The 23,771-nt window shown below is 28.0% G+C and carries 17 protein-coding genes and 2 tRNA genes; 10 read left to right on the top strand and 9 right to left on the bottom strand.

All coding sequences use genetic code 4. From position 1 onward, the window contains the following. Positions 1 to 140: 140 nt before the first annotated feature. From MHJ_RS02080 to MHJ_RS02065, 4 genes are read right to left on the bottom strand one after another with little or no spacing between them, the layout of a single operon-like run. Positions 141 to 2,573 carry a DEAD/DEAH box helicase gene (locus MHJ_RS02080; RefSeq protein WP_011284152.1) on the bottom strand — a complete coding sequence of 811 codons (2,433 nt, stop codon included), beginning with the start codon at positions 2,571 to 2,573 and terminating at the stop codon, positions 141 to 143. Positions 2,574 to 2,590: 17 nt separating this feature from the next. Next, complete coding sequence (locus MHJ_RS03645) at positions 2,591 to 4,318, bottom strand: site-specific DNA-methyltransferase (protein WP_011284151.1); 1,728 nt, start codon at positions 4,316 to 4,318, stop codon at positions 2,591 to 2,593. 52 nt (positions 4,319 to 4,370) lie between these two features. After that, positions 4,371 to 5,705, bottom strand: a complete 1,335-nt coding sequence (locus MHJ_RS02070; RefSeq protein WP_202793361.1) for a site-specific DNA-methyltransferase — start codon at positions 5,703 to 5,705, stop codon at positions 4,371 to 4,373. After that, positions 5,683 to 6,087 carry a hypothetical protein gene (locus MHJ_RS02065; RefSeq protein WP_044284650.1) on the bottom strand — a complete coding sequence of 135 codons (405 nt, stop codon included), beginning with the start codon at positions 6,085 to 6,087 and terminating at the stop codon, positions 5,683 to 5,685. Before MHJ_RS02065 ends, MHJ_RS02070 begins: the two co-directional genes overlap by 23 nt. 247 nt (positions 6,088 to 6,334) lie before the next feature. On the opposite strand from MHJ_RS02065, the gene MHJ_RS02060 reads away from it, so the two are divergent. From MHJ_RS02060 to MHJ_RS02045, 4 genes are all read left to right on the top strand, one after another. Then, a tRNA-Tyr gene (locus MHJ_RS02060) sits at positions 6,335 to 6,418 on the top strand. A gap of 4 nt (positions 6,419 to 6,422) precedes the next feature. Then, positions 6,423 to 6,497, top strand: a tRNA-Gln gene (locus tag MHJ_RS02055). A 44-nt stretch (positions 6,498 to 6,541) separates the two neighbouring features. Continuing rightward, entirely contained in the window at positions 6,542 to 7,981 is a 1,440-nt protein-coding gene (proS, locus tag MHJ_RS02050) for a proline--tRNA ligase (protein WP_011284150.1), read from the top strand. Between the two features lie 66 nt (positions 7,982 to 8,047). Continuing rightward, a complete protein-coding gene (locus MHJ_RS02045; protein WP_011206231.1) occupies positions 8,048 to 8,380 on the top strand; it encodes a thioredoxin family protein in 333 nt (110 codons plus the stop codon). Positions 8,381 to 8,476: 96 nt separating this feature from the next. On the opposite strand, the gene MHJ_RS02040 is transcribed toward MHJ_RS02045, so the two are convergent. From MHJ_RS02040 to MHJ_RS02020, 5 genes are all read right to left on the bottom strand, one after another. Next, entirely contained in the window at positions 8,477 to 10,777 is a 2,301-nt protein-coding gene (locus MHJ_RS02040) for an ABC transporter ATP-binding protein (protein WP_011284149.1), read from the bottom strand. Positions 10,778 to 10,886: 109 nt separating this feature from the next. Further along, positions 10,887 to 11,453, bottom strand: a complete 567-nt coding sequence (locus MHJ_RS02035; protein ID WP_044272480.1) for a YigZ family protein — start codon at positions 11,451 to 11,453, stop codon at positions 10,887 to 10,889. A gap of 9 nt (positions 11,454 to 11,462) precedes the next feature. Further along, complete coding sequence (locus MHJ_RS02030) at positions 11,463 to 12,302, bottom strand: ABC transporter permease subunit (RefSeq protein WP_011206228.1); 840 nt, start codon at positions 12,300 to 12,302, stop codon at positions 11,463 to 11,465. Then, the gene (locus MHJ_RS02025; protein WP_044284649.1) at positions 12,286 to 13,266 is read right to left on the bottom strand and encodes a carbohydrate ABC transporter permease; all 981 of its coding nucleotides are present in this window, start codon (positions 13,264 to 13,266) and stop codon (positions 12,286 to 12,288) included. Before MHJ_RS02025 ends, MHJ_RS02030 begins: the two co-directional genes overlap by 17 nt. Continuing rightward, positions 13,211 to 14,371: an ATP-binding cassette domain-containing protein gene (locus tag MHJ_RS02020; protein ID WP_044284648.1), complete on the bottom strand. Its 1,161-nt coding sequence runs from the start codon at positions 14,369 to 14,371 to the stop codon at positions 13,211 to 13,213. The genes MHJ_RS02025 and MHJ_RS02020 overlap by 56 nt, the downstream gene beginning before the upstream one ends. Before the next feature lie 143 nt (positions 14,372 to 14,514). Between MHJ_RS02020 and MHJ_RS02015 the strand changes: the two genes are divergently transcribed. The 6 genes from MHJ_RS02015 (at position 14,515) to mhp385 (ending at position 23,770) form a co-directional block, all read left to right on the top strand. After that, on the top strand, positions 14,515 to 16,329 hold the full coding sequence (locus MHJ_RS02015; RefSeq protein ID WP_011284144.1) for a P68 family surface lipoprotein: 1,815 nt from the start codon (positions 14,515 to 14,517) through the stop codon (positions 16,327 to 16,329). Positions 16,330 to 16,514: 185 nt separating this feature from the next. Further along, a complete protein-coding gene (locus MHJ_RS02010) occupies positions 16,515 to 17,567 on the top strand; it encodes a phospho-furanose lactonase (RefSeq protein WP_011206224.1) in 1,053 nt (350 codons plus the stop codon). A gap of 97 nt (positions 17,568 to 17,664) precedes the next feature. Then, positions 17,665 to 19,434 (top strand): PTS ascorbate transporter subunit IIC, encoded by a 1,770-nt coding sequence (locus MHJ_RS02005; protein ID WP_011284143.1) that lies wholly within the window; start codon positions 17,665 to 17,667, stop codon positions 19,432 to 19,434. A gap of 422 nt (positions 19,435 to 19,856) precedes the next feature. Further along, positions 19,857 to 20,147, top strand: a complete 291-nt coding sequence (locus MHJ_RS02000) for a PTS sugar transporter subunit IIB (protein WP_011284142.1) — start codon at positions 19,857 to 19,859, stop codon at positions 20,145 to 20,147. Positions 20,148 to 20,171: 24 nt separating this feature from the next. Beyond that, a complete protein-coding gene (locus tag MHJ_RS01995) occupies positions 20,172 to 20,651 on the top strand; it encodes a PTS sugar transporter subunit IIA (protein ID WP_011284141.1) in 480 nt (159 codons plus the stop codon). A 170-nt stretch (positions 20,652 to 20,821) separates the two neighbouring features. Further along, positions 20,822 to 23,770, top strand: a complete 2,949-nt coding sequence (gene mhp385, locus MHJ_RS01990; protein WP_011284140.1) for a P97 family multifunctional adhesin Mhp385 — start codon at positions 20,822 to 20,824, stop codon at positions 23,768 to 23,770. Position 23,771: the final 1 nt, after the last annotated feature.

The raw sequence follows: 23,771 nt of genomic DNA, 5'->3' as shown, positions 1-23,771 counted from the left end.
AATTATTTTATTATATTCAGTCTATTGTGATATTTAATTTGTAGATTATAAAAATAAAAATACTATTAATTTGAGCAGATCCCCTTTTCTATTTTTCTAAGAAAAGCGGATCTGCTCAAAATGTAGTTTTTTTAAAGCAATTAGTTTGCTAATTTTCGAAAAATCTTTTTAAGATGTTCTTCTTTAATGTCATATTCTTGTGCATCTTTTCTTTCGGTTATTAAATAAGATTGTGGTCTAAATAAATCATTTATTTTTTCTAATGTTGAAGCACCTTTACATAAGAAATTATCAGCTCTTTCATTTTTAGGTCAACAAATTAATGAAGTAAAATTCAAGTTATTTTTTTGCTTATTTTTTAAAGAATTTTCTTTTGCTTTTTTTACGTATTTTTGTGTCATTTGAATTAAATCTTTTGTTTTTTCAGGGCTTATGTCGTTATTACCTTTACCTTTAATTTCTATATTAATTTGGTGTTGATTGATGCAAACAATAAAATCAGGATAAGATTTTTTTACTTGTGTTTGTTCAAAGTAATCTCAAAATATACTTTTTGAATTATTTTTAAAATTTCTAAATCAAATATTAATTTCCAAATTTTCATCAGCATCATCTTCTAATCAACTAGTAAAAAAAGCAACAAAATCTCTTTCTGGTTTTGAATCTACAGAAATTTTTACTTGATTTTTTTCTATTTTTTTATTATTTGAATAGGCATATTTTTCGATTTCACTTTTTATTTCTATATAATTTTTTAAAGAATCTTTTGAATCATTAATATCAATTATTTCATATTCTTCAATATATTCTTCTGGTGGAGCAATAATGTGTTTGATATTTAAATTAGGATTAGTATTTTCTCAATTTTTTACATTTAGTTCTTTAATATCATCTAGTAATTCAGTCAAGATGTAATATTTATAATAATTAATTGAAATTCTAATATTTTCATTAATTTTCTGATTATAAATTAATTCAATATTGTCCCACATATCGTTAGTTATTAGATTGTTGTGTTTTTTTATCAATGATTCATTGAAAATTTCAAGCTCAATTTGATCGAAAATTAGTTTTTCAATAAATCTTCCTTCATTGATATTATTTTTTCTAGTAATCCTTAAAAAGTCTTGATTTTTCTTCCTAAACTTCTCGAATTTTTCACAAATTTGTTCAAATTCATTAGACACTAATTCATAAACTTTTTCTTTGTAAGTTTGATTTATTTTAATTATGCTAGATTTATCAATTTCTCCAACAACAAATTTTTTGTTTTTGTATTGATCTTTTAAATAATAGATTCTTTCACCTAAATTTTGATCAAACTTTTTACTGTTTGAATAAACAAAAAACTCATTAGCTATTGAATTATTTAATTCTTTTCTGTGATCTTCATTGTAAATTTTTATTGGAATAGGAAAACGCTTAATTCTTCCAAGTGTTTGTTTATCAAGCGTTTCTGAAGAAACATTTCTTAACTGAACTAACATACAAGCTCTAGGAATATCTCAACCAGTTGCAGGTCCAACTTTAAAAATTATTACATCAACATCACTATCTTTTTTAGACAAAGAATTTAAGTCTGTTTTTGAAGTGTGACCAGCAACGGTTTTTGTTTTTTCTTCTGAAAAATATTTAGCATAACTTAAATTATATTTTTCCAAAACTTTAATAATTTGCTTTATTTCTTTATTAAATTCAGCTTCTTTTTCAAGAATTTTATCTTTTACTTGAATAAGCATTGCAGGATTTACTTTTCATAAATTTCTTAAATTTTCATCATCACTAATTTGTTTGTATTGTTTTTTAATATTAGAAAAAGTTTTACAAGCTTGTTCTAATAGAAATGAATTATCTATTTCATCTGTAGATTCATGAGGGATGCTTAAATTAATTTTTTTGTTAGCTTTTAGAAGTTTTCAGTTGTCTTCATCTAAATCTTTATTTGTTATTTCAACGATATCATCATTTTCTTTGGGTGTAGCTGTCATCATTAATTCAAAAACGTTGTCTAGTTCTTTTATTTTTTTATCAAATGATTTTGCATCTGCTTTTTCACTTATTTTTGATGTACCAATATGTGCTTCATCTCTAATGTAAATAACATAGTAATCTGATCTTAATTCATCAATAAAAGCATCTAATTTTCCTTCTTTTACAAAGATAGTTGACTTGCCAAATGAAGAAGTTCCAAAAATGAAAACATCAGCTTCTTTAGCTAAAATATTATATTCTTGATCGCCTTTAGCTTCTTTTTGTTTTGAAGGGGATTCTTTATATTTTATGGTTGCATTTTTCATTGAATTTAAATAAAATTTATATTGTTCAAATTTATCTAAAGTTTGTTTAGGTAATTCAGCATTAGAAATTGTATTGTAAATAAAAACCAGTTTTTTAGCTGAGTTTTTATCAAATTCTTCCATTATCCTATCAATAAAGTTTGCAATAATAAATGTTTTGCCTGAACCTGTTGGTGCTTTAAAAGTAACAGAGGCTTTTTGTTGATTATTAAAGGCATTATCTCATTTAGCAACTAATAAATCAACAGCTTGAGATTGTTTTTCACTAAGTTCCATTATTTTCCTTTTTTACTTTATTTTTCTTCATTTTCTTCTTTATATGATCTTAAAGAAGAAAGAGTTTTTAATACTGAATCATTAACTTTTGATTTATTTTTATAGATTCCAAATTCTTTTAATAGTTTTTTAAATTTATCTTTTAATTCTTGATTTGTTATATCGTTATTTAACAAAGATGTGTTGTAAGTTTTAGATCAAAATACATTTAAACTTGTATCAAAGGCTTCATTTTTCTTGATTCATTCAAAGTCTTTTTGACCTTTTGTGCCTTGTCCTTTATTAATTCTATAAAGTCTTTCATATGTCACGTTTTGACCAATATTATTTTCGTTATTAGTTACTAATGTAAATGTTCTAGTTCCGTTATCTTCTTTGTTAAGTTCTAAAACTGCTTGTCCCGTTGTTCCTGAACCGGCAAAGAAATCGAGGACTCTAATGTTTTTTTTGCTAGATAACATTTTTATTAAATATTTTATTAATCTAACTGGTTTTGGATAGTCGAATTCTTTACTATTAAAGATGGAATTAAGTTCTCTAGCACCTTCAGATGTATAAATATCACTCTCTAAGTTATTTTGATTTGCAACAATCATATTTGTAAAAGGAACACCTCTTGCTACAGTTTTTAAAACACCTTCTTTTGTATCAAATTTAGCATATTGATATTCTTTTTTATGAACTACTCAATAATCTTGTTTATTTTTCTTGAATTCAATTAAACCCAAATTTTTAGCTTTATCAAAGGTAGGTTTAGATCAAGAATAAGATGCACTTTGTGGCTTATCGATATTTTGTCATATTTTAAAATTAGTACCATCAGGAGCTTCTAATTCATAATCTTGTCCAGATCTGTATCAGGCACCGTTTCAACTATTAACAAGTGGTTGCAATTTATATGCACCATATTTTTCAAAATTTTTATCTCTAAATTTATATATTTCATCCAATTTTTCTTGTGAATGTTTTACATAATCAAATTTAAATTTTGATTTATCTTTAGCATATGTTACTATGTATTCATTTACAGTGTTTAAATTATCAACTTCAACATCTTTATGTGTACCTTGCGCTGACTTCCTTCAAACCATATTCGCAACAAAATTTTCTTCCCCAAAAATTTCATCCATTAAAACTTTTAAATAAGCTTGTTCATTGTCATCTATTGAAACAAATATAACTCCATCTTCTTTTAAAAGTTGTCTTGCTAATTTTAATCTTTCATTTAATAAATTTAGTCAACCAGTTCTTGAAAATTTATCCCGATATATAAACTTGTCAGCAGTTATTTGATCATCAGTTAAATTATTTCCATCATCTGATGTCTTTTGTGTATTATAAGGAGGGTCAATGTAGATTAAATCGAAGTTAGAATCCTCTCTCTCTCTCTCTCTCTCTACTCCTATAAGGTTCTTTAAAACATCATAATTTTCTCCAATGATTAAAGAATTTTGTAAATTATCCTTCATTTTTGAAGAAGAAAAAGATAATTTTTCATCTTTTTCAAGTATTGCGATGCTTTGATTATTAATTTCTGGAGCTTCATCAAAAACAAAACCAGTTGCTACTCTTTGTTTTAAAAATCTTCAAATTTGTTCAAAGTCATCTATAGAAATTTTGTCATTATTTTTTAAAATTTCTAAGTTTAATTTAATTAATTCTTTTTGATTTTCATTTAAAGATGATTTAGAAATTTGTTCTAACTCCTTTAAATGATCTTTCAAAAGTTCTTTTTTTTTGTTCATTTTTTCTCCTTATAAATAATTTATAAAGATTGTAGCAAATAAATTATTTTTTTTAATTTTCTTCTTTATATGGTCTTAAAGAAGAAAGAGTTTTTAATACAGAATCTTTAACTTTTGATTTATTTTTATGGATTCCAAATTCTTTTAATAGTTTTTTAAATTTATCTTTTAATTCTTGATTTGTTATATCGTTATTTAACAAAGAGGTATTGTAAGTTTTAGATCAAAATACATTTAAATTTGTATCAAAGGCTTCATTTTTCTTGATTCATTCAAAGTCTTTTTGACCTTTTGTGCCTTGTCCTTTATTAATTCTATAAAGTCTTTCATATGTCACGTTTTGACCAATATTATTTTCATTATTAGTTACTAAAACAAAAGAACGTCTTCCACCATCTTCTTTGTTGAGTTCTAAAACGGCTTGTGCAGTAGTTCCAGAACCAGCAAAGAAATCAAGGATTCTAATGTCTTTTTTGCTAGATGCCATTTTAATTAAATACTTTACTAATTCAACTGGTTTTGGATAGTCAAACATTTTATCTTTGAAAATGCTTGTCATTTCTTTAGAACCTTGTTCAGTCAAAATATTCAAATGTAGATTGTTTTGATTAGCAATAATCATATTAGTAAAAGGAACGCCTTTTTCAACTAAGATAAATTGTTTAGTTCTTGCATCGAATTTAGCATATTGATAAACTTTTTTATAAGCAACTCAGTTGCCTTGTTGAGTTTTTTTGATTTCTACTAAATTTAAAGAATTCGCATAGTCAAATAGTTCTTTGGATCATATATAACACATTGTTTGTGGTTTTTTAATATTTTGATAAATTCTAAATTTAGTTCCATCAGGAGCTTCTAACTCATAATCTAGAGAAGCTTGATAATCCAATCCTTTATATGCTAGTCTTTCTAATCTATAATAACCATATTGTTCAAAATTATCATCTTTAAGCTTATATTCTTTGTCTAACTTTTCTTGAGAATGTCTTACATAATCAAATCTTAATTTAGTTTTCTTTTTAGCATAGGTTACTATGTATTCATTTACAACATTGACAGTTTTGATATCTTTTATATCTTTATGAGAACCAATTGATGATTTCCTTCAAACGATATTAGCAACGAAATTTTCTTCCCCAAAAATTTCATCCATTAAAACTTTTAAATAAGCTTGTTCATTGTCATCTATTGAAACAAATATAACTCCATCTTCTTTTAGAAGATCCTTTGCTAGCCTTAGTCGTTCATTCATTAAATTTAGTCAACCATTACGCGAAAATTTATCACGATAGATAAATTTACTTGCTTTTATATCTTCTTTTTCATTAGCAATTGAATTCCCATCATTTTTACTTGCCTCGGTATTATAAGGCGGATCGATATAGATTATATCAAAGCCTCCTCTCCCTCTCCCTCTCCCTCTCCCCCTCTCTCTCGATTACTAATAAATTTTTTAATCCATCATAATTTTCACCAATAATTAAGGTATTTGGATTTTGATTATTTTCATTGAATTTAAAACTAAGATTTTCATCTTTTTCTAAAATAGCAACAGTATTTGTATCACTTTCAGGGGCAGAATCAAAGCGAAAACCGGTTTTAATTCGTTGAGAAATAAACTGAAAAACATATTCAAGTTTACTTGGTTCAAATTTTTCTAAAATTTGAATTGCTAAATTTTTTTGGTCTGAATTTAGCTCTTTTGATGAAATTTCATCTAATTTTTGTTTGTATATTTCTAATAAATTCGGGATTTTTGGATCTGTCATTGAAAATTTCCTTTATTAATATGATTTTTATCATAAAAATATAAAAATTATAATATAATTTGCTAATATATTTAGCTAATTTTACTTTGGTTTTCCTTTTTTTAAAATTAAATTAAGGAAATAAGAAAACCAAAGTCAAATTTTAAGTTAAAAGTTTAATTTAAAAAGTAATAAATGAAAAAAAAAAAAAAAAAAAAATGAGAATTTAAAAAAATGTGTTATAATTACTTTGCATTCGCTAATTAAGGGGGGGTTTGCAGAGCGGCCAAATGCGGGTGGCTGTAACCCACTTTCTTCGGATTCGGGGGTTCGAATCCCTCACCCCCCACCATTTTTGCCCCATAGCCAAGCGGTAAGGCAACGGTTTTTGGTACCGTCATTCGTTAGTTCGAATCTAACTGGGGCAGCCATATGTTAATTCACCACACCCAAAAAGTTATAAAAAAACAAGTTTATGAAAAAACCTGAGAAAATAACATCAAGAACAGCCAATTTTGCAAAATGATATGTAGATGTTATTACTCAGGCAGATTTAATGAATTATGGCCCAATTAAGGGAACAATTTATTTTAAACCTTTAGGTTATAAAATTTGGGAAAATATCGTAAAAATTGTTAATGCTTATTTTGTTAAGCAAAAAATTGAAAATGTTTATTTCCCTCTGTTAATTCCACAGGATTTTATTGAAAAAGAAAAAAAGCACATTGAAGGTTTTGCTCCTGAATTACTAACCATTACCAAAGTTGGGGGTAAAAATTTAGTCGAAAATATTTATATAAGACCAACAAGCGAGCTTCTTTTTGCAGATTATTTTAAGGCAGAAATTGCAAAAAATAACATTTTGCCAATTAAATTAAACCAGTGAAGTCAAGTTTTACGCTGAGAAAAAACTACTAACCCGTTTTTGCGAAATACAGAATTTTTATGACAAGAAGGTCACACAATCCATGCAAGTAAGGTCGAAGCTGACCAATTTGCTAAAAAAATAGCCCGATTTTACAAGTATTTTTTAGAAAATTATTTGGCCATTCCGGTTATTTCAGGCCAAAAAACTGAGCGTGAAAAGTTTGCTGGCGCTGTAAATACTTATACAGTTGAAGCAATGATGCAAAATTTTCGCGCCCTACAATCTGCTACTGCTCACTTTTTAGGTCAAAATTTTGCAAAAAATTTTGAAATTTTCTATAAAAATAAAGAAAATAAAAGTCAAATCCCTTTCCAAACCTCTTGAGGACTTTCAACACGCCTAATCGGGGCAATTGTAATGGTTCATAGCGATGATAACGGACTTATTTTCCCACCTAAAATTGCTCCAATTCAGGTTGATATTCTTGAATTTTTTTCTAAAAAAAATCAAGAAGTTAAAATTTTTGCAAAGAAAATCGCAAAAATTTTAAAAAACGCTAAAATTTCTTATAAAATTGATGACACGGATCAACAAATCGGATACAAAATTAATAATTCAGAGGTTCACGGCGCACCAATTCGGATTGAAATTGGCCCTAATGAGGTCAAAAATAATCAAATTTGCTTAGTTCGACGTGATAACCACCAAAAATTTTTTTTCAATATTGATCTGTTAAAAGAAAAATGCCGTAAAATTCTTGAACAAATTCAAGCTGATTTATTCAAAAAAGCAAAAATTCGACTTCTTGAAAATACAGTTTTTGTAAATTCTATTAATGAATTCGAACAGGCAATAAAAAATAATAAATTTGTAATTGCCCCTTTTAGTGAATCTCCCGAAAGAGAGCAAGAAATTCAGGAAAAAACCGGAGCTACTGCCCGCTGCATCCTTCCCAAAAATTCATTTTTTGCCTTACCACAGACAGGAAATTCAATTTTTAGTGGCGAAAAAACAAATAAATTTGTTTTGTTTGCAAAATCTTACTAAATTTTTAATTAAATTTTTTTCTAAAAATTCAAAAAATGTAGTAAAATTAAATAGAAAAGGAGAAATATGCCAATTTTTGACATCCACTCAACTGAGGATATTAACAACAAAATTCTCACATCGCCAAATGTAGTTATCGTTTTCCATCAACCAAATTGTGGCGCATGCATTTTATATGAAAATACAATTGATGAAGTAAATAAGAAATTTGATAACCAAAACTTAGTAATAATTCGGATGAATGTCCGCGAAAATCCTAATTTTGCCCGTGAAAATTTAGTTCAAGGAACCCCGACATCCTTATTTTATAAAAACGGAAAACAAGTTCGCCGTTTTGAGGGTTATGTTACCACAGAAGTTCTTGAAGGTCATTTAAAGAATTCAAAATTAATTAGTTAGTTAATTTTTTTTACAATTTTTAAAATAGATTGATACAAGTTCCTAAATTAGATTCTAAAATAAAAAAAATACTTTGAATTTAAGTATTTTTTTATTTTAGCGTAGCAATTGTTGTGTTGTTTTTTTATAAGTTATCAGTGACATTAAAACATAAATTAGGATAAAAACAGTTGAAAGCCCAGCTCATGATGAAAGTAAAATTAGTGATAAATGATATTTTGAAGCTGGAGGTAATTCATTACCAACAACTAATGTATGAATTGATTCCATCGATGGAAAAATCACTAAAAAACTAAGACCAAGAACAACAAGCGAAATTAGCAGAATATTAAGTGTGTGATAAAAAAGTGTAAGCAGGGTTGAGCCGCCGAGCGCCTTTAGAATTCCAATCATTTTCTGTTTTGATTCAGAAATTGTTTTTGCATAAACAAGAATAAAAGCAATTAAAATGATGACAAAAATGATAAAAACAGCAAAAGTTACCTTGTTAATAATCGCGATGATTTCAAGTGATTGACTTGTTATTACTCTGATCAAATTTGAGGGTGGAATAATTTTTAGGTCGAATTTAGCGCTTTTAGCCTCACCATCAAGCCCGTTATTTTCCTCTGTTTTGACAAGATAAGCCGCTAATTGTTCTGGTTGATAATGGTTATAAAATTCTTTGGCTTGATTATGATAGTATAGTTCCGAGATTTTTGATTCAAAAATCCCAACAACAACAAGATTAACTTTTTGATCAAGGGGTGAAATTGATTCAATTACATCACCAACTTTTAATTTATATTTTGCATTTAAATCAACCGCGCTTGTAGATATTAGTATTTCATCGACTTTTTTTGCTATTCTTCCGGTGATTAATTTTAAATTTTCTGGTTGTGCATTAGTACTTTTTAACTGAATTTTAAACGGGACGAGTGCGGAATTCTGCTGATTTTCATTAGGGTAATAAGAACTAATTTGGGAAAAAAGTTGTTGTTTTTCTAGCTTTTTTTGCAAATTGTTATTCTGAATTACTAAATTTTCTAGTGCTAAGATTGTTTCTGTTGCAATAAAAGTTGGAAAACTAATAAGATTAAAGCTTGTATTAAGTTTGCCTACCGAGGTTTTAATTCCGTGATTAATTCCAACAATTTTTAGGGCCATTTTGTTTTTTGCAGCTGCAATTTCTGTAACTTTTCCCTGGGCTAAATAAATTGTTTTTCCGATTGGATTTTTGATTTTTAATTTTTCAGCTGTTGCATTTGAAAGGATAATTTCATTAGCATTTTCAATAAATTTTCCCTCAAAATTAACAATATCATTTTCGATTCTGTTCTTAAAAAATTTATTAATTTTGACTTGCTCGATTGAATCAAAACCTGTTTTTCGGTTTTCATAGTAAAAACTTAAATCGGCAATCGAATAAATTGGAACTACCGAATTTACTGACTCAAAATGCTCGATTTGGTTAATTTCATCTAAATTAAAGGTAGTTTTTGACTTTTTTTCTAATAAATTTTTATCAAGTGCGAGGGTATATTTTTGTTGCCGACTAACTTTTTCAGTACCAAGATTTAACTGAAAAGCAAAACTAATTGAGAAAATTGCTGCTAAAAATGCAATTATAATTAATATGGTTAAGGTTATTTTTTTGCTAATATCAGCAATCACAAAAATTGGAGAAATTCGTAGTTTATTCTTAATTTGAAAAATTTTTGAAATTTTTTTTACTTTTGGTGGTGGAATCTCATTATTTTCAAGTTCTCTATCAGAATTATTTTCAATAATTTCAGTAATTGGTGGACCATTTTTATCCAAATAAATAATTTGGTCAGCATATTTTTTTACCATTTCAATATTATGGCTAATTACCACAATTGTATGATTTCTCGACATTTGTTTAATTTTTTCAAAAATAATTTGCTCATTTTCCTTATCAAGTGATGCTGTTGGTTCATCAAATAGGATAAATTCAGATCCACGATTTAGGGATCGAAGAATTGAAATCCGTTGTTTTTCACCACCGGATAAATCCTCCATTTTAGTTTTAAAAACACTTGAATCCAAATTTAAAAAATTTGCATTTTTGACAAATTCATCTTGTTTGAAACTATAACCTAAAATATTAGTGCCGATTTTAACATTATCAACTGCCGATATATTATCAATTAGGTTAAAATCTTGAAAAACAATATCAACATTTGGGTTTTTTATTAGTTTCTGTTCATTATCAAAAAAAGAAATTTGACCACTATCAGCATAGGCAATCCTCGCGATAATATGCAAAAGCGTTGTTTTTCCAACCCCCGACTGGCCCGAAATAAATGTTAATTTATTAGCTGGAATATCAACACTGATATTATCAAGAATTATTTTTGTGCCTAGTTTTTTTGTAACATTACGAATTTGAATCATTTTTTCTCTTAATATCGCTAGTTTTTAGTCTATTTTTTTAATTTACCTTAAATTTTAATACAAAAAAACGTTTTTTGAAAGTTTTTTTGTATTAAAATTTTGATTTTTCTTATTTTTTTATCTCGAAAAAATCAAAACCAAAGGTTTTATCTAATTTGGTTTGGCATTCAAATTCAATTTCAACTGTTTCTGAAAACTGTTTTTTGATTATTTTACAATTATTTTTCTTGATTAATTGTAAAATAAAATTAAAATTTTTAATTTTAGTATTAATTTTATAGCTATAAAAGGAGGTAAAATCTGCAATTTTACTTAATTTTATTACTTCTTGAGCCGCCTTTTTGTAGGAATTTTGTAGCAGGCCAAGCCCTAATTTGCCACCATTTAAATAACGTATGACCATAATTAGTGAATTTATTAGTTTTTTTCGCTGTAAAATCTGGAAAATTTGTCTTCCGGCTGAACCTTTCGGTTCATTTGCATCACTAAATTTACAATTTTCCAAACTAAAACAAACCGCATACACGATATGAGTAGCGTTTTTATGCTCATTTTTGACAGAATTAAGTAAAAATTCAAAATTTTTCTTATGCTTAAGTAGAAAGCTTAGCGAGATAAATTTCGATTTTTTGATTTCGAATTCAAAAGTTGCATTTTTTGTGATAATTTTTTTCATTTCTAGAGTTTATTTTATATTATTAGCAGTCGCTTTGTTTATAAATTTTGCAAAAATTAAATAAAAAAATAAAGGTACTAGGATTGCAAAAAGCGATCCTGCAGCCTGAATATTTTGCAGAAATCCCAAACTTGATTGGCCAGAATAATGAAATCATGTCGAAATTGTCTGAAAAGATCGGTTTGAAAAAATATAATTTGGCCAGAGAAAATCATTTCAGGCTTGAATTGTTGTGAAAATAATTAATAAATAATAAGAAATTTTAATTTTTGGGAAAATTATTAATTTAAACTTTGCAAAAATTGAAAGTTTATCAATTTTTGCTAGAAAAAATTGTTTTTTCTCTATTTTTTTAATCGATCTATATAGGTAAAAAAAGTTAAAGAAGGAAAAAAATTGGTTAGTAATTAACGAAAAAACCGGCGCATTTGTAACTAGATAATTGACATTAAGAATTTTTGATAGCGGGATATAAATGCTAATTTCGGGAATAAAAGAAATTACAATAAATAGACTAATAAATACTAATTTAATTTTTTTATTAGCCATTCAAAGCCCAAAACTAGCAAGTGAATAAAGTAAAATTCTAATAAAATTAATTAATAAAATTACAAAAATTGAAGTTTTTAGCGCTTTTCAGAAATTTTCGTTAATTGAATTTTGAAAATTAGTTCATAAATAGCTATCTAATTTTAATGAAAGATTCGGATTATCCTGTAATTCATCAGGTAAACTTGCATTTAAAATTAAATAATATAGCGGAAATAGAAAAATCATTAATAAAAAAATTAACAAAAACATAAGAAAAAGTTGAATAAAAGAGTTTTTAAAATTAATTTTTAAGTGCATTTTCAACCTTTCTTTTAATTTTTGTTTTTATTTTTTTATAAATTATTTTTCAGATTTTTGGCCGAAAAATTAAAAAAGTAGAAAAAATTGCTAAAAGGTATAGAAAACTCACAAAACTTGCTGCTGCCTGAAGTCCTAAATCATCACGCACATTCAAAATATAAGAAGCCAGCGTATGCCCGTGGTTGAGATCCAAGTTCAAATTTGCCGTTATTACATTCGGGTATAACATCGTTGCAAAAACAAAGTTTGTGTAGGCGATAACCATAAATTGGGTACTAATTTCTTTAAAATAAAGGTTAAAAATTTTATCTTTTAGGCTAATTTTATCAATTTTGAAATTTTTTTCATATTTTGCATTAATTGTTGAAAAAGCGAAAAAAAACAAAACTGAATTAAACGGAATCGCCCTTCATAATTGAAAAATTAGATAAAGTCAAATCAAACTAATACGATTTTGGTCGCCAACAAAAGAAAAATTAAGGCCTAAAATTTTAGAAAAAACATTTTTTTCACCAAAAAGGAAACTAAAAGCAATTCCAATTGCAAAAGCAGAGATGAAAAATTGTGAATAAAATCCGCTAATAAGAAAACTGCGCACAATTTTGTTTTTAAGTTTTGTAAGCAAAATTGCGATTACAAATCCACAAAAAAGCGCAATTGGCGAACTTAAAAAAAATAAAATTGTGCTGTTTTTTAGAGCGTCCCTGAAAGCTGACTTGGAAAAAAGGCTAGAAAAATTACTAAATCCAAGCCGCCAATTTGTATTATTTTCAACCTTGAAAGCATTAAAAAATGACTGAAAAATAGGATAGACAGAAAAAATTAAAAGAAAGATTACAAGAGGGCTAATTAGTAAAATTGCCTGCGTATTTTTGTTAAAAACAACGGTTTTTATAGTATTTTTTTTAATCCCGAACACGATTACCCTCTTTATCAAAGGCAAGAATTTTGCTTTGATCATACTCAATTTGAACTTTTTGATCAGTAATATCAATCGGAGTTACAATTTCAAGATTAGTATTTTTTTCAATATCATAAATTTGGTAGAAAAAATTTTCAGCAAGATTTTTTTTATATAAAATTTTGCCGTTTGATTTAGTTATGCATGGCAAAATTTTAACATATTTTCCTCTTATATAAAAATTTTTTTCCGCGGTTTTTTCAAGAAAATTAATCTCGGGAGAGCCGATAAATTTTGCAGCAAATAATGAATTAGGATTTTCAAAAAGTTCTTCAGGTACTGAAAATTGAATAATTTTGCCTTTATTTAAAAGGATAATTTTATCACTAATCTTCATTGCATCATTTTGATCATGAGTTACTAAAATGATTGTCATTTTAAATTCATCCTTGATTTTAAGTAATAATTTGATAGTTGCCTCTTTTATTTTTGTATCAAGGGAGGAAAAAGGTTCATCCATTAAAACCATATTATCACCTTTTATAATTGACTTGGCAAAAGCGACCCTTTGTTCCTGGCCGCCGCTGATTTTTGCGGCTTTTTTTTCAAAAATATCTTCAATTTCCAGAATTTTTAAAATTTTTTTAATTTCAATTTCAAATTGTTTTTTGCAAAATTTAATATAAAAATAATAAAATTTTACATTTTTTATGATAAAAATATAAAAATTTACTTTTTGTGCAATTTTTTTTCAAAATGAATCTGATTTTTCTATAAAAAAATTTGTTAAATTCTTGCCAAAATCAGGTAAATTTTTGATTTTGGCAAATTCCCTAAGACTTAATAATCAGACTTTTTTCCTTCATTTTAAAGAGTTCTTTGTACTAATCCATAGGTTTTTTTTAACACTTATTTCTTCATAAAGATTGTTTTTCTGCATTATATAGCCAAAATGTTCAAATTCCGGGCTATATTCAATTGCTGCTTTTGAAGGTAAAAATCCCGCTAATAAATTTAAAAAAGTCGATTTTCCTGACCCTGAAGGCCCTAAAATTGTAGTAATTTTTTTAGCTGGAATCTCAAGATTATTGATTTCTAAAAACTCTTTTTTATCATAAGAGAAAATTAAATTTTTAATCTTAATCGCACTGTTTTGACTTTCCATAATGAAAATTTTACCTTTTTTTTGCAAAATTTTTGCATTTCTAATTTATAATTTATTATATTCAAAAAATTTTAAAAGAACAATAAAAATTTTTCTTATTTTTTTATAAAAAATTTCACAAAAATTAAAAAGCGAGAAATCTTATGAATTTCAAAAAATATTTAAAATTATTCCCTATTTTATCTCCCTCATTTTTCCTAATTGCCGCTGGGTGCGGTAGTCAGAAAGAACAAGTAGTACTAAACACAAGTCAGGGTGTTTTTTGGCCTTTAATTTTTGGGCTCAATGAATATGGAAAAAATGAAAAAGGACTAATTCCTTATTATAATAAGACGTTTAAAGACGATCCTGATTTTGTCCCAGTTCGGCTTGTGCTTGATAATGAATCAAATGCAAAAACACAGTCCCAGCTCACCCAGAATATCAAAAATTTACTTGATTCAAACTCCGATCAGATTCCTAGCCTTGTTCTTGGCGATCTTTCAACTGCCTCAGTTTTAGCAAAACATAACCGACTTTTGGAAATCAAGAACGAAAAATTAGGCCCTGATTTATTTGTTGATAAACTTGTTAGCGCCTATAATAGTTCTGATTTTGGTCAGAATAAGTTTTATAATATCCCTTTTAATAAAAATGATGTTGATGCTCTTGGTTTTAACCTTGATAATCTAAAAATAATTTTTGATCTAATCGAAAAAGGCGGAGGTAGTATTGATAAATCAAGTGAGCTCTATCAAAAAGCAGTTGAAGCTGAAAATAATGGGAATTCTACCCCAAAAAACAGTTTATTCAGGGCAATTGATATTATAGCCCCAGATGTTTTTAAGGACCTAAAAGTTGATCTTTCGACTTTTGAAAATATTGAAAATGCTCTTGAATTTGCCACTAAATTTATTAACGGAGTCAAATTTAGAGAAGATGCCCAACTTGATGAGGCAACTGAGAATGCTACAATTTTTGACCTTGATTATTCCCAGATAATTTTCCATAAGGATCTGATCTCAAAAACAGGTAGTCCTTTCTGGAGTCCAAAAGGTAAAAATTTAGACTTTTTAATTAATTCAGATCCAAATTTGCGCCAAGAATTTATAAAAACCTATGATAAATACGTTAAAAGTAATAAAAAATTGACCAAAAAAGTCAAAAATCAGACAAAAATCCTTCAAGCTTTCCAGTTTAAAAATTTTAAAGCGCCGGGAATTGGCCAGTGAGGAAGTCATGATCTTTTACAATATCGCACGGTTTTTGGTTATATTCCCGGAGTTGGAATCAAGCAATCAATGGATTCAGCAACCTCAAGAAACTTATTTGCCAAAAATATGCCCGAAAAGGCTAAAAAATTTGCAACTTTTAATGACATTTTCCATACAAATCAGCCTTTAAAAGCTCTACCTGACTCCCCCGTTTCAATTTATTATTCAGGCGGTTCATCTTTAATTCCTATAAAAACTGGAAATGAAAAAATTGATAAGGGAACGCAGAAATTTTTAACCTGATTATATACAGGAAAAAACGATATTGACGGGAAATTAATTGATAATGCCGACTACTTAATGAAAAATACGGGTTATTTTATCCCGTTAAAAACGATGGTCACCAAAGAAAAACTTGATGAAATCAAAGCAAAATATAATCAATATTATACCACAATTAAAGATTTTGAGAAAAAAAATAAAAAAAGTTTTGAACTAATCGGCGAAGATGCCAAAAAAATTGACTGAAATTTATACGAAAAAGCAGCAAATCTGCGTTCAGTAATCATCTCAATGGAGTCAATGCTAAAAGCCCTTGATAATAAAAACGGTCAAAAATCAGAAATTCTTACCGATAATGGTGATTTTAAGGCTACAAAAATTTCTAATATCATACTTGATTCGCTAATCGAATCAACCCGGTTTGAAAATCCCCAGATCAAAACCGGGCAGGAAATTCTGAAATTAATTGATGAACAAAATTAAAATTTTTACTTAAAAAATCCTAATTTTTTTTTAATTTTGCAAGCAAAACTAGAAAATTAGTTTTGCTTTTTATTTTTATAAAAAATAATTTTAATGTTATAATTAAAATGTTTAAAATAACAAAAAAATAAAAAATTTTTCAAATTAAATTCAAAATTAACGAAAGGATAAATTTTATTTAAAAAATGGACAAATTTTCACGAACTGTTCTCGGTGATATTCACCCATCGGAATTAGGTGTTGTTGACTGTCATGATCATTTAATTAAAAATTATGGGCCAGAAGCTCACGAACATCCGGATTTTGTAATGTTATCAAATGAGGCTGCAATTGCTGAATCACTTGAATATGCTTCCCGGGGTGGAAAAACAATAGTGACAATGGATCCCCCAAATGTTGGTCGGGATGTCTATCGAATGTTAGAGATTGCCAAAGCTCTTGAAGGAAAAGTGCATATTATTATGGCAACTGGATTTCATAAAGCGGCTTTCTATGATAAAGGCGCATCATGACTTGCGCTTGCACCAACAGATGAAATTGTAAAAATGGTTGTTGCTGAAATTACACAGGGAATGGATGAATATAATTATTCAGGTCCTGTGGTTAGACGTTCAAAAGCCAAAGCAGGAATTATTAAAGCCGGAACTGGATATGGAGCAATTGATCGACTTGAATTAAAATCACTTGAGGTTGCAGCAAGAGCCTCAATTGAAACCGGGGCACCGATTTTGGTTCATACCCAATTAGGAACAATGGCCTATGAAGCGGCAAAATATTTAATTGATTTTGGTGCAAATCCACGGAAAATTCAGATCTCACATCTTAATAAAAACCCTGATAAATATTATTATGCAAAAATAATTAAAGAACTTGGGGTATCTTTATGTTTTGATGGTCCTGATCGGGTTAAGTATTTTCCTGATACAACTCTTGCTGAAAATATTAAATATCTTGTCGATCTAGGACTAGAAAAACATATTACCTTATCACTTGATGCCGGTCGTGTTTTATATCAGCGAAATTATGGAAAACTTAAAGGTAAATGAACTTTTGGACTAACCTATTTATTCGATCGGTTTATTCCGCTTTTAGAACAAGTTGGAATTAGCAAGGAAACAATTAATAATATTCTTGTTAATAATCCAGCTGAAATTCTTGCCTTTGATCAGCCAAGAAAATTTGATCCATCAATTCTTCCAGATTATATTATTGAATTAAAAAAATCCTTTAAAATCTAGAAGAATTTCGTTTTTTTAACAAAAATTTTTGTTAAAAAACCCTGGTTTTTATACGTTAATCGATCTTTTTAGACTAAATTTTCGAAAGGAAATATAAATGTCTTTAAATAAGAATAAAAAATTACTTTTTGGTTTGCTTATTTTCTTGTTAATTAACATTTTAATCATCGGGATCACACTCGGGGTTAGAATGGGAAAATATCAAGAAAGTTTTTCAAGTGCCCTTAACTTTTTAGTGCGGGTAGTTTATTTGGATAACTATCTCCGGCAAAATCCTTTGCTTTTAGGATCGCTTGTATTATTTGGTTATCTCGCTCTTGGCCGTGGAAAAGTCGATGCAATTCTTGGCGCTCTAAAAACTGCAATTGGAGTTTTCCTTTTAACGGTTGGATCCGGCGGACTTGTTGGGCTAGCAAAACCAGTTTTTAACGCAATCGGAGGAATTAAAGAAGGGGGAGTTGTGCCCTTAGATCCTTATCTTGGTTGGACTTCCGCTAATAATTTTCTCCAAAAAGGTTTTGGGGCTGCTAATGATTTTCTTACATTGATCTCCTTTACCTTTATTTTTGCTTTTATTATTAATATTTTAATGGTTTTAGCAAAAAGATTTACAAATACAAACTCAATTATGATTACAGGACATGTAATGCTCCAGCAATCATCAATTGTAACTGCTTTATTATATGTAATTTTATTCCGGACATTCCCGCTTCTTGATGATGGGGCTATCTCAACTGGATCTCAAGTTGGACTAGTGCTAATTTCAGGGCTATTTTTAGGAATTTATTGGGCAACTGCATCGGGAGCAACACTAAAAATTACTAATTTAGTTACCCAAAATGCTGGTTTTGCAGTTGGGCATCAACAGATGCTTAGTTTATTTACAAGTTATAAAATCGGTCGCTTTTTTGGGAAAAAAGAGCAAAGTGCTGAAAATCGTAAGTTGCCTAGTTCGCTTAAAATTTTTGAAGATAATATTTTTACCCAGACAATTATCATTTTAGTTTTATTTGCCGTACTTTTTGCAATTATCATTGGCTATCACGGAATTGAAAATGTAATTAATCCGAAATTTAACGGCTTTGCAGCTCCTGAAAGCGCAACATCTGCAGCTAAAACTGCAGCTAAAGAAATTGGAGCAGCTTGAAATTCTTCCTTAGGTGGGGCTAACTTTGTCTTTTTAATTTTAGGTGGAGTACTTAAAATTGTAGCAACTTTAGTAGCCTTAATGACCGGGGTAAGAATGTTTGTTACTGAATTACAACAGTCATTCCATGGGATTTCCGAGAAAATAATTCCGGGAGCGGTAGTTGCTGTTGATATTGCCGCAACTTATGGATTTTCAATTAATGCCGTAACTTACGGATTTTTAGGTGGGGTTTTTGGTCAATTCCTTGCTGTTTTTGTTACAATCGGACTTGCGGCAATCCCGGGAAATAATTTTTCCCTTGTTGCTGTTCCCTTATTTATTACCCTCTTTTTCAATTCTGGGGCTATGGGTGTTTTTGCCAATGCTTCTGGTGGTTGAAAAGCTTCATTTATTGTTCCAGCAATTATTGGATTTTTTGAAATTATAATAATTTCCTTTGCGCTTAAATTAGTACAAAATATTAGTGGTGAAGGAATTCCATTAGGCCAAAATCCGGTTGCAACCGGATTTTTGGGAATGGGTGATTGAAACCTTTTCTTTGGACTTGTTTTAATTATTGGACAGTTTCATTTTGTTGTTGGATGGATTGCGATCATCGTTGCGATTCTCCTTCTTATTTTATTAGGTCAAGCGGTTGATTCTACTAACCAAACAAAAAAAACCTGACTACAAAAACTACTAAAAGTTGAAGTGGATCTAATTAATAAAGAAGTCTAAATTTTGCTGGTGCATTAATATTAAAGATTTTTTAAATTTTTTTCGAAAAAAGGAAAAAATTAGGAATTTTAAACAAAAAGTTTTGATTTTACTAAAAATCAAAACTTTTTTTAATATTAATATTAGAGCTGATTTCATTTCATAAAAAGCTTAAAATTCCGGTTTAAAAGTTAGTTATTTTTGCTTTGACACTGATTTTTAAAAAAAGTTAAAAAATGAAATTAAATGATAATAAATTAAAAATTTTTATAAAGAATAATATTTTTTTATAAAAATTTTTGATCCTTGCAAGATTTATAACTTTTTTTCTCTTTTTTATTTAACTTTTTTTAAAAATAAGGTATAATTAAACTAAATTCAAATTTCAGATTTTTTAATTTCAAATCTTATTTTTAATTAAAAATAATTTAAAAGAGGTATTTATGGCATTAAAAATTGTTGCTGCTTGTGGAAATGGAATGGGAACTTCAATGATTATCAAGTTGAAAGTTCAAAAAATTGTCAAAGAATTAGGAATAGATGCCACAGTTGAAGCGCTTTCAATGGGCCAATCCAAAGGTCTTACTAATTCAGTTGATATCATTATTGCCTCCAAACATCTTGTTAGCGAATTTAGTCAAAAACAAAAAGCAAAAATTGTTGGCGTAACTAATTTAATGGATGAAAATGAGATAAAATCTGCGCTAACTCCGGTTCTTAAAGAACTAAGTTAGCCAAAAAATCAAGGATTTTTTTATATGTCAGTTAATTTACTTACAAGTCTTAAGGAAAATGATTCAATTCTTATAAATCAGACAGCATCAAACTGACAAGATGCAGTCAAAATTTCTTGTCAACCATTATTAGATAAAGGTCTAATTAGTACTGAATATGTTCATGCGATAATTCAATCAACAATCGAAAATGGGCCTTATTATATTTTAGCCCCTTTTTTAGCTATGCCTCATGCAGAAGCTGGAAAAGGCGTTTTTGGTAATGGCTTTTCACTTGTTGTTTTTAATAAACCATTTTATTTTGAAGCTGATAGTCGTCCAGTTCAGATTTTAATTACCCTGGCAGCTACCAATTCAGATATTCATACATCGGTAGCACTCCCCCAAATTGTTGCCGCTTTTGAAGATGTTGCAAATATTGAAAAGATTAAAAACGCCCAAAGCAAGGAAGAAATTATTTCACTGCTTGAGAAAGTTGATTTTTCTAAATATTTAGAAACCTAAATTTCTTAGGTTTTTCTCTAATTTTTGAGAACCTACAATTTTTGTAGGTTTTTTTTTTTTTTTTTTTTTTTCTTAGTCTTTGAAAAAAATGTTATAATTCTTAATGTATAAAACTTTCTTTTTAAGAGATATTGATTTTAATTGAAGAAATTAAGGAAATCAAAAAATTTATGGAAAACACCAACTTGCACTACAAAAAAAAAAAAAAAAAAAACACTAACCTTTCTAGAAAAAATCTTTTAACAATTGGGGCCGCAGTTTTTTTCGGAATTGCAATAATCACAATTCCGCTTGTCACCGTTGCTAATTGAAAGATCAAAGATCCACGACTTCAAGTACAAAATCAAGCAAAATTAATTACAAATATTCAACTAAAAGATGAGTATCAAAATGGAAATTTAAGCTATTTTGATCTTAAAAAACAGCTTTTTAATGCTGATAATACTAAAAAAACTGGGATTGACTATAGCCAGTTTTTTGATTTTTACCAAAAAAATAACACGAGCCTACCAATTAATTTTGCCACTGATTATGGCTGAAATCGTTACAAACTTGATGTTTTTGATCTAAAACCACTTGATCAAGAACAATCTTTTGAAATTTATTATCGTTTAGTATATCAACTACCTGATGATAAAAAGGCAATTTCTGATCTTTTAACCCAAAAAGTTATCTGAAATTATCTCCCTGATTATTCACTTGCTAATTTCGCTAATTTTTCAAGTTCAAAATTGGAAAAACTAAGAGCTTATACCAACAAGGAATTTAGTTTATCAACCAAAAAAGAACTTACAAAATTAGTAAAATTAGAAGACTTTGAAAAGCAAGTAAACTGGGCAATAAATAATAATGAAGCCCGCAAAATTATTAATAAATATTTTAATTTAGAAGAAATTATTGCCGAGATTCTTAATAATAAAGAATTTTCTTATCTAGATGAAAGTGGAATATGAAATCCGCAATATCAGATTGAACTTGTAAGAGATCAAATTTTAGGTCAGGATTTTTTAGCAAAAACAGGTCAAAAAGGAATTTATAAATTAACATTTTATGCTGCTTTTTCGCCGAATTTTGCTAAAAAAATTGCGGCTGATCTCAATAAAAGTTCAAAGTTTCATTTTGGAATTAACATTGATCTTAATAATTTTTTCCTTGATAAAACAGTCGCTGAAAATATTAAAATAACTGAATTTTCTGAAGATGATTATTACCCACAAATAAATTTTGAAAAAAATTTAGAAGCCGAAATTAATGGTTGAGATTTTCTAAATTATTACAATAACCAAATTTTTGCAACTCAAAACGAGAGAGAAGATTTTCTCAAGAACCTTATAGCAAAAATTGTTAGAACTCCGCTTCTGAAAAAAGTTGAATTTGAAAATAAATTATCCGGTATTGATTATGCAAAATTTTTAAAATATTTAAAATTAGATATTAAATTAGATGCTAATTCAACTAAATTGGCTTTTAAAAATAACCAAATTGTTGCCAAAATTTTCGGAAAAATTATTCTTAGAAATGCTGAAAATCAAATTGTCGCTGAAAAAAACTTTTCCCAAACTATTGAACATCTAAACCGTCTCGGGCAAAATGATGCTGAATTAGTAAAGCAAATTAAACAGACAAAATTTGAATTTAAACCAGAAACTAGAAAAAAAATTGCAAACCAAAAGGGTGCGCCAAAATCAGAAATTCTTGCACTCTTAAATGCCAATAAATTTGATAAATTAAAAAATATCCTTGAAAATGGTGATTATTATGGCTATGAATTTAACGAAGATCGCTTAAAATTATTAGTTCATAATTCACAATTACCTAATGTTGAAGAATTTGCAAAATTAAGTGTAGTTCCTGAGAAAATGTCTGAGGGAATTATTAATCTTTGGAATAAGTCATTTAAAACAAATCAAGAGGTTAGTACATTTTTATCTTTACTTGCAAAAAGGGATATCAGTTTTGTTGCAAAATATTGATATGATCTTTTAAATAAATTTAAATTAATTGATCCAAAAACACAATGGCCTGAAAATCTTGACCAAAATAGTTTATTTAAACATTTAAGTCAAATAAAAATTCAGCCTCCTGAGAAAAAAGCAGTTTCACTGACCTCCGATTTTTGACTTTTTTCATTAAATAATGACTACCTAATTTCCCCTGATTATCTTAATAATAGTTTTTACCTTCACTCAAATTTAAAAAATACTTTGGACTTAATCAAAACTGAAAGCGCATTTAACACGAGAGATTTTGTCGAACATATAAGAGAACTTGCAAAATCAATTAAACCAAAAGATTTTATCCAAGAAAAAGGTAAAAATCCAATTACAAATCTTAGTGAATTTCTAGTTGCTTTTTATTCGCTTATTTATTCAAAAGATCAAGGACTTCTTGCTGAATCACTCGGGCAAAATTTAGACTATAAAATTCAGTTTGAACTCGAACCTATAAGCCTAAATGTAGCAGTTAGTCAGGAAAAAACTAATCCAAATAATAATTTAAGATTAAAATATTGATATAAAATTGGTTCAGTTGATCAAAATGGGAATTTAATTCAAGTGATTTACCAAACAAAAAAAGAAACTTTGGATCTTGTAGTTAATGAAAATAATAAATTGCTTAGTGAAGATGTAGAAAAATTAAATGAAATTGCTACTAATTTTCCAAGTGCAGACCAAATTATTTTCCTTAAAAAAGAAGATTATACCCAACTTGTTGATAGTATAAAACAAGTAATTAAAACGGAAAATACTCCAGTTAAAATTGATAATCAGATCAAAAATCTACCTTTTAGTCAATTTTTTGAAAATAATTACCCAGATTATGGTTTTTATATAATAAAAACAAGTAAAAATTTAGAAAGTAGTAAACCTGAAGCAGCAAAAGTTGCTGCAAAACCTTCAGCAGCCAAGCCAGTAGCAGCTAAACCAGAACAACAAGAAATTCATCAAAGCGAAGAAATTCCCGGAGTTCTTACTAATACAATATCTCAACTTGGCAATCAGATACGACATAATTTTGATTTATATGTATACAAAAAAGATCAGCCACAGATTCACTCAAGTAAGCCAGTTAGGGTAATTATTATTGAAAGTTCAGAATCACTATTTGCTTTAAAATAAA

Origin of the sequence: Mesomycoplasma hyopneumoniae J, from assembly GCF_000008205.1 — a bacterium.
GTDB classification, from domain to species: domain Bacteria; phylum Bacillota_I; class Bacilli_A; order Mycoplasmatales; family Metamycoplasmataceae; genus Mesomycoplasma; species Mesomycoplasma hyopneumoniae.
The sequence above is the reverse complement of the archived record's forward strand: the minus strand, read 5'-3'. Positions and strand labels throughout refer to the sequence as shown.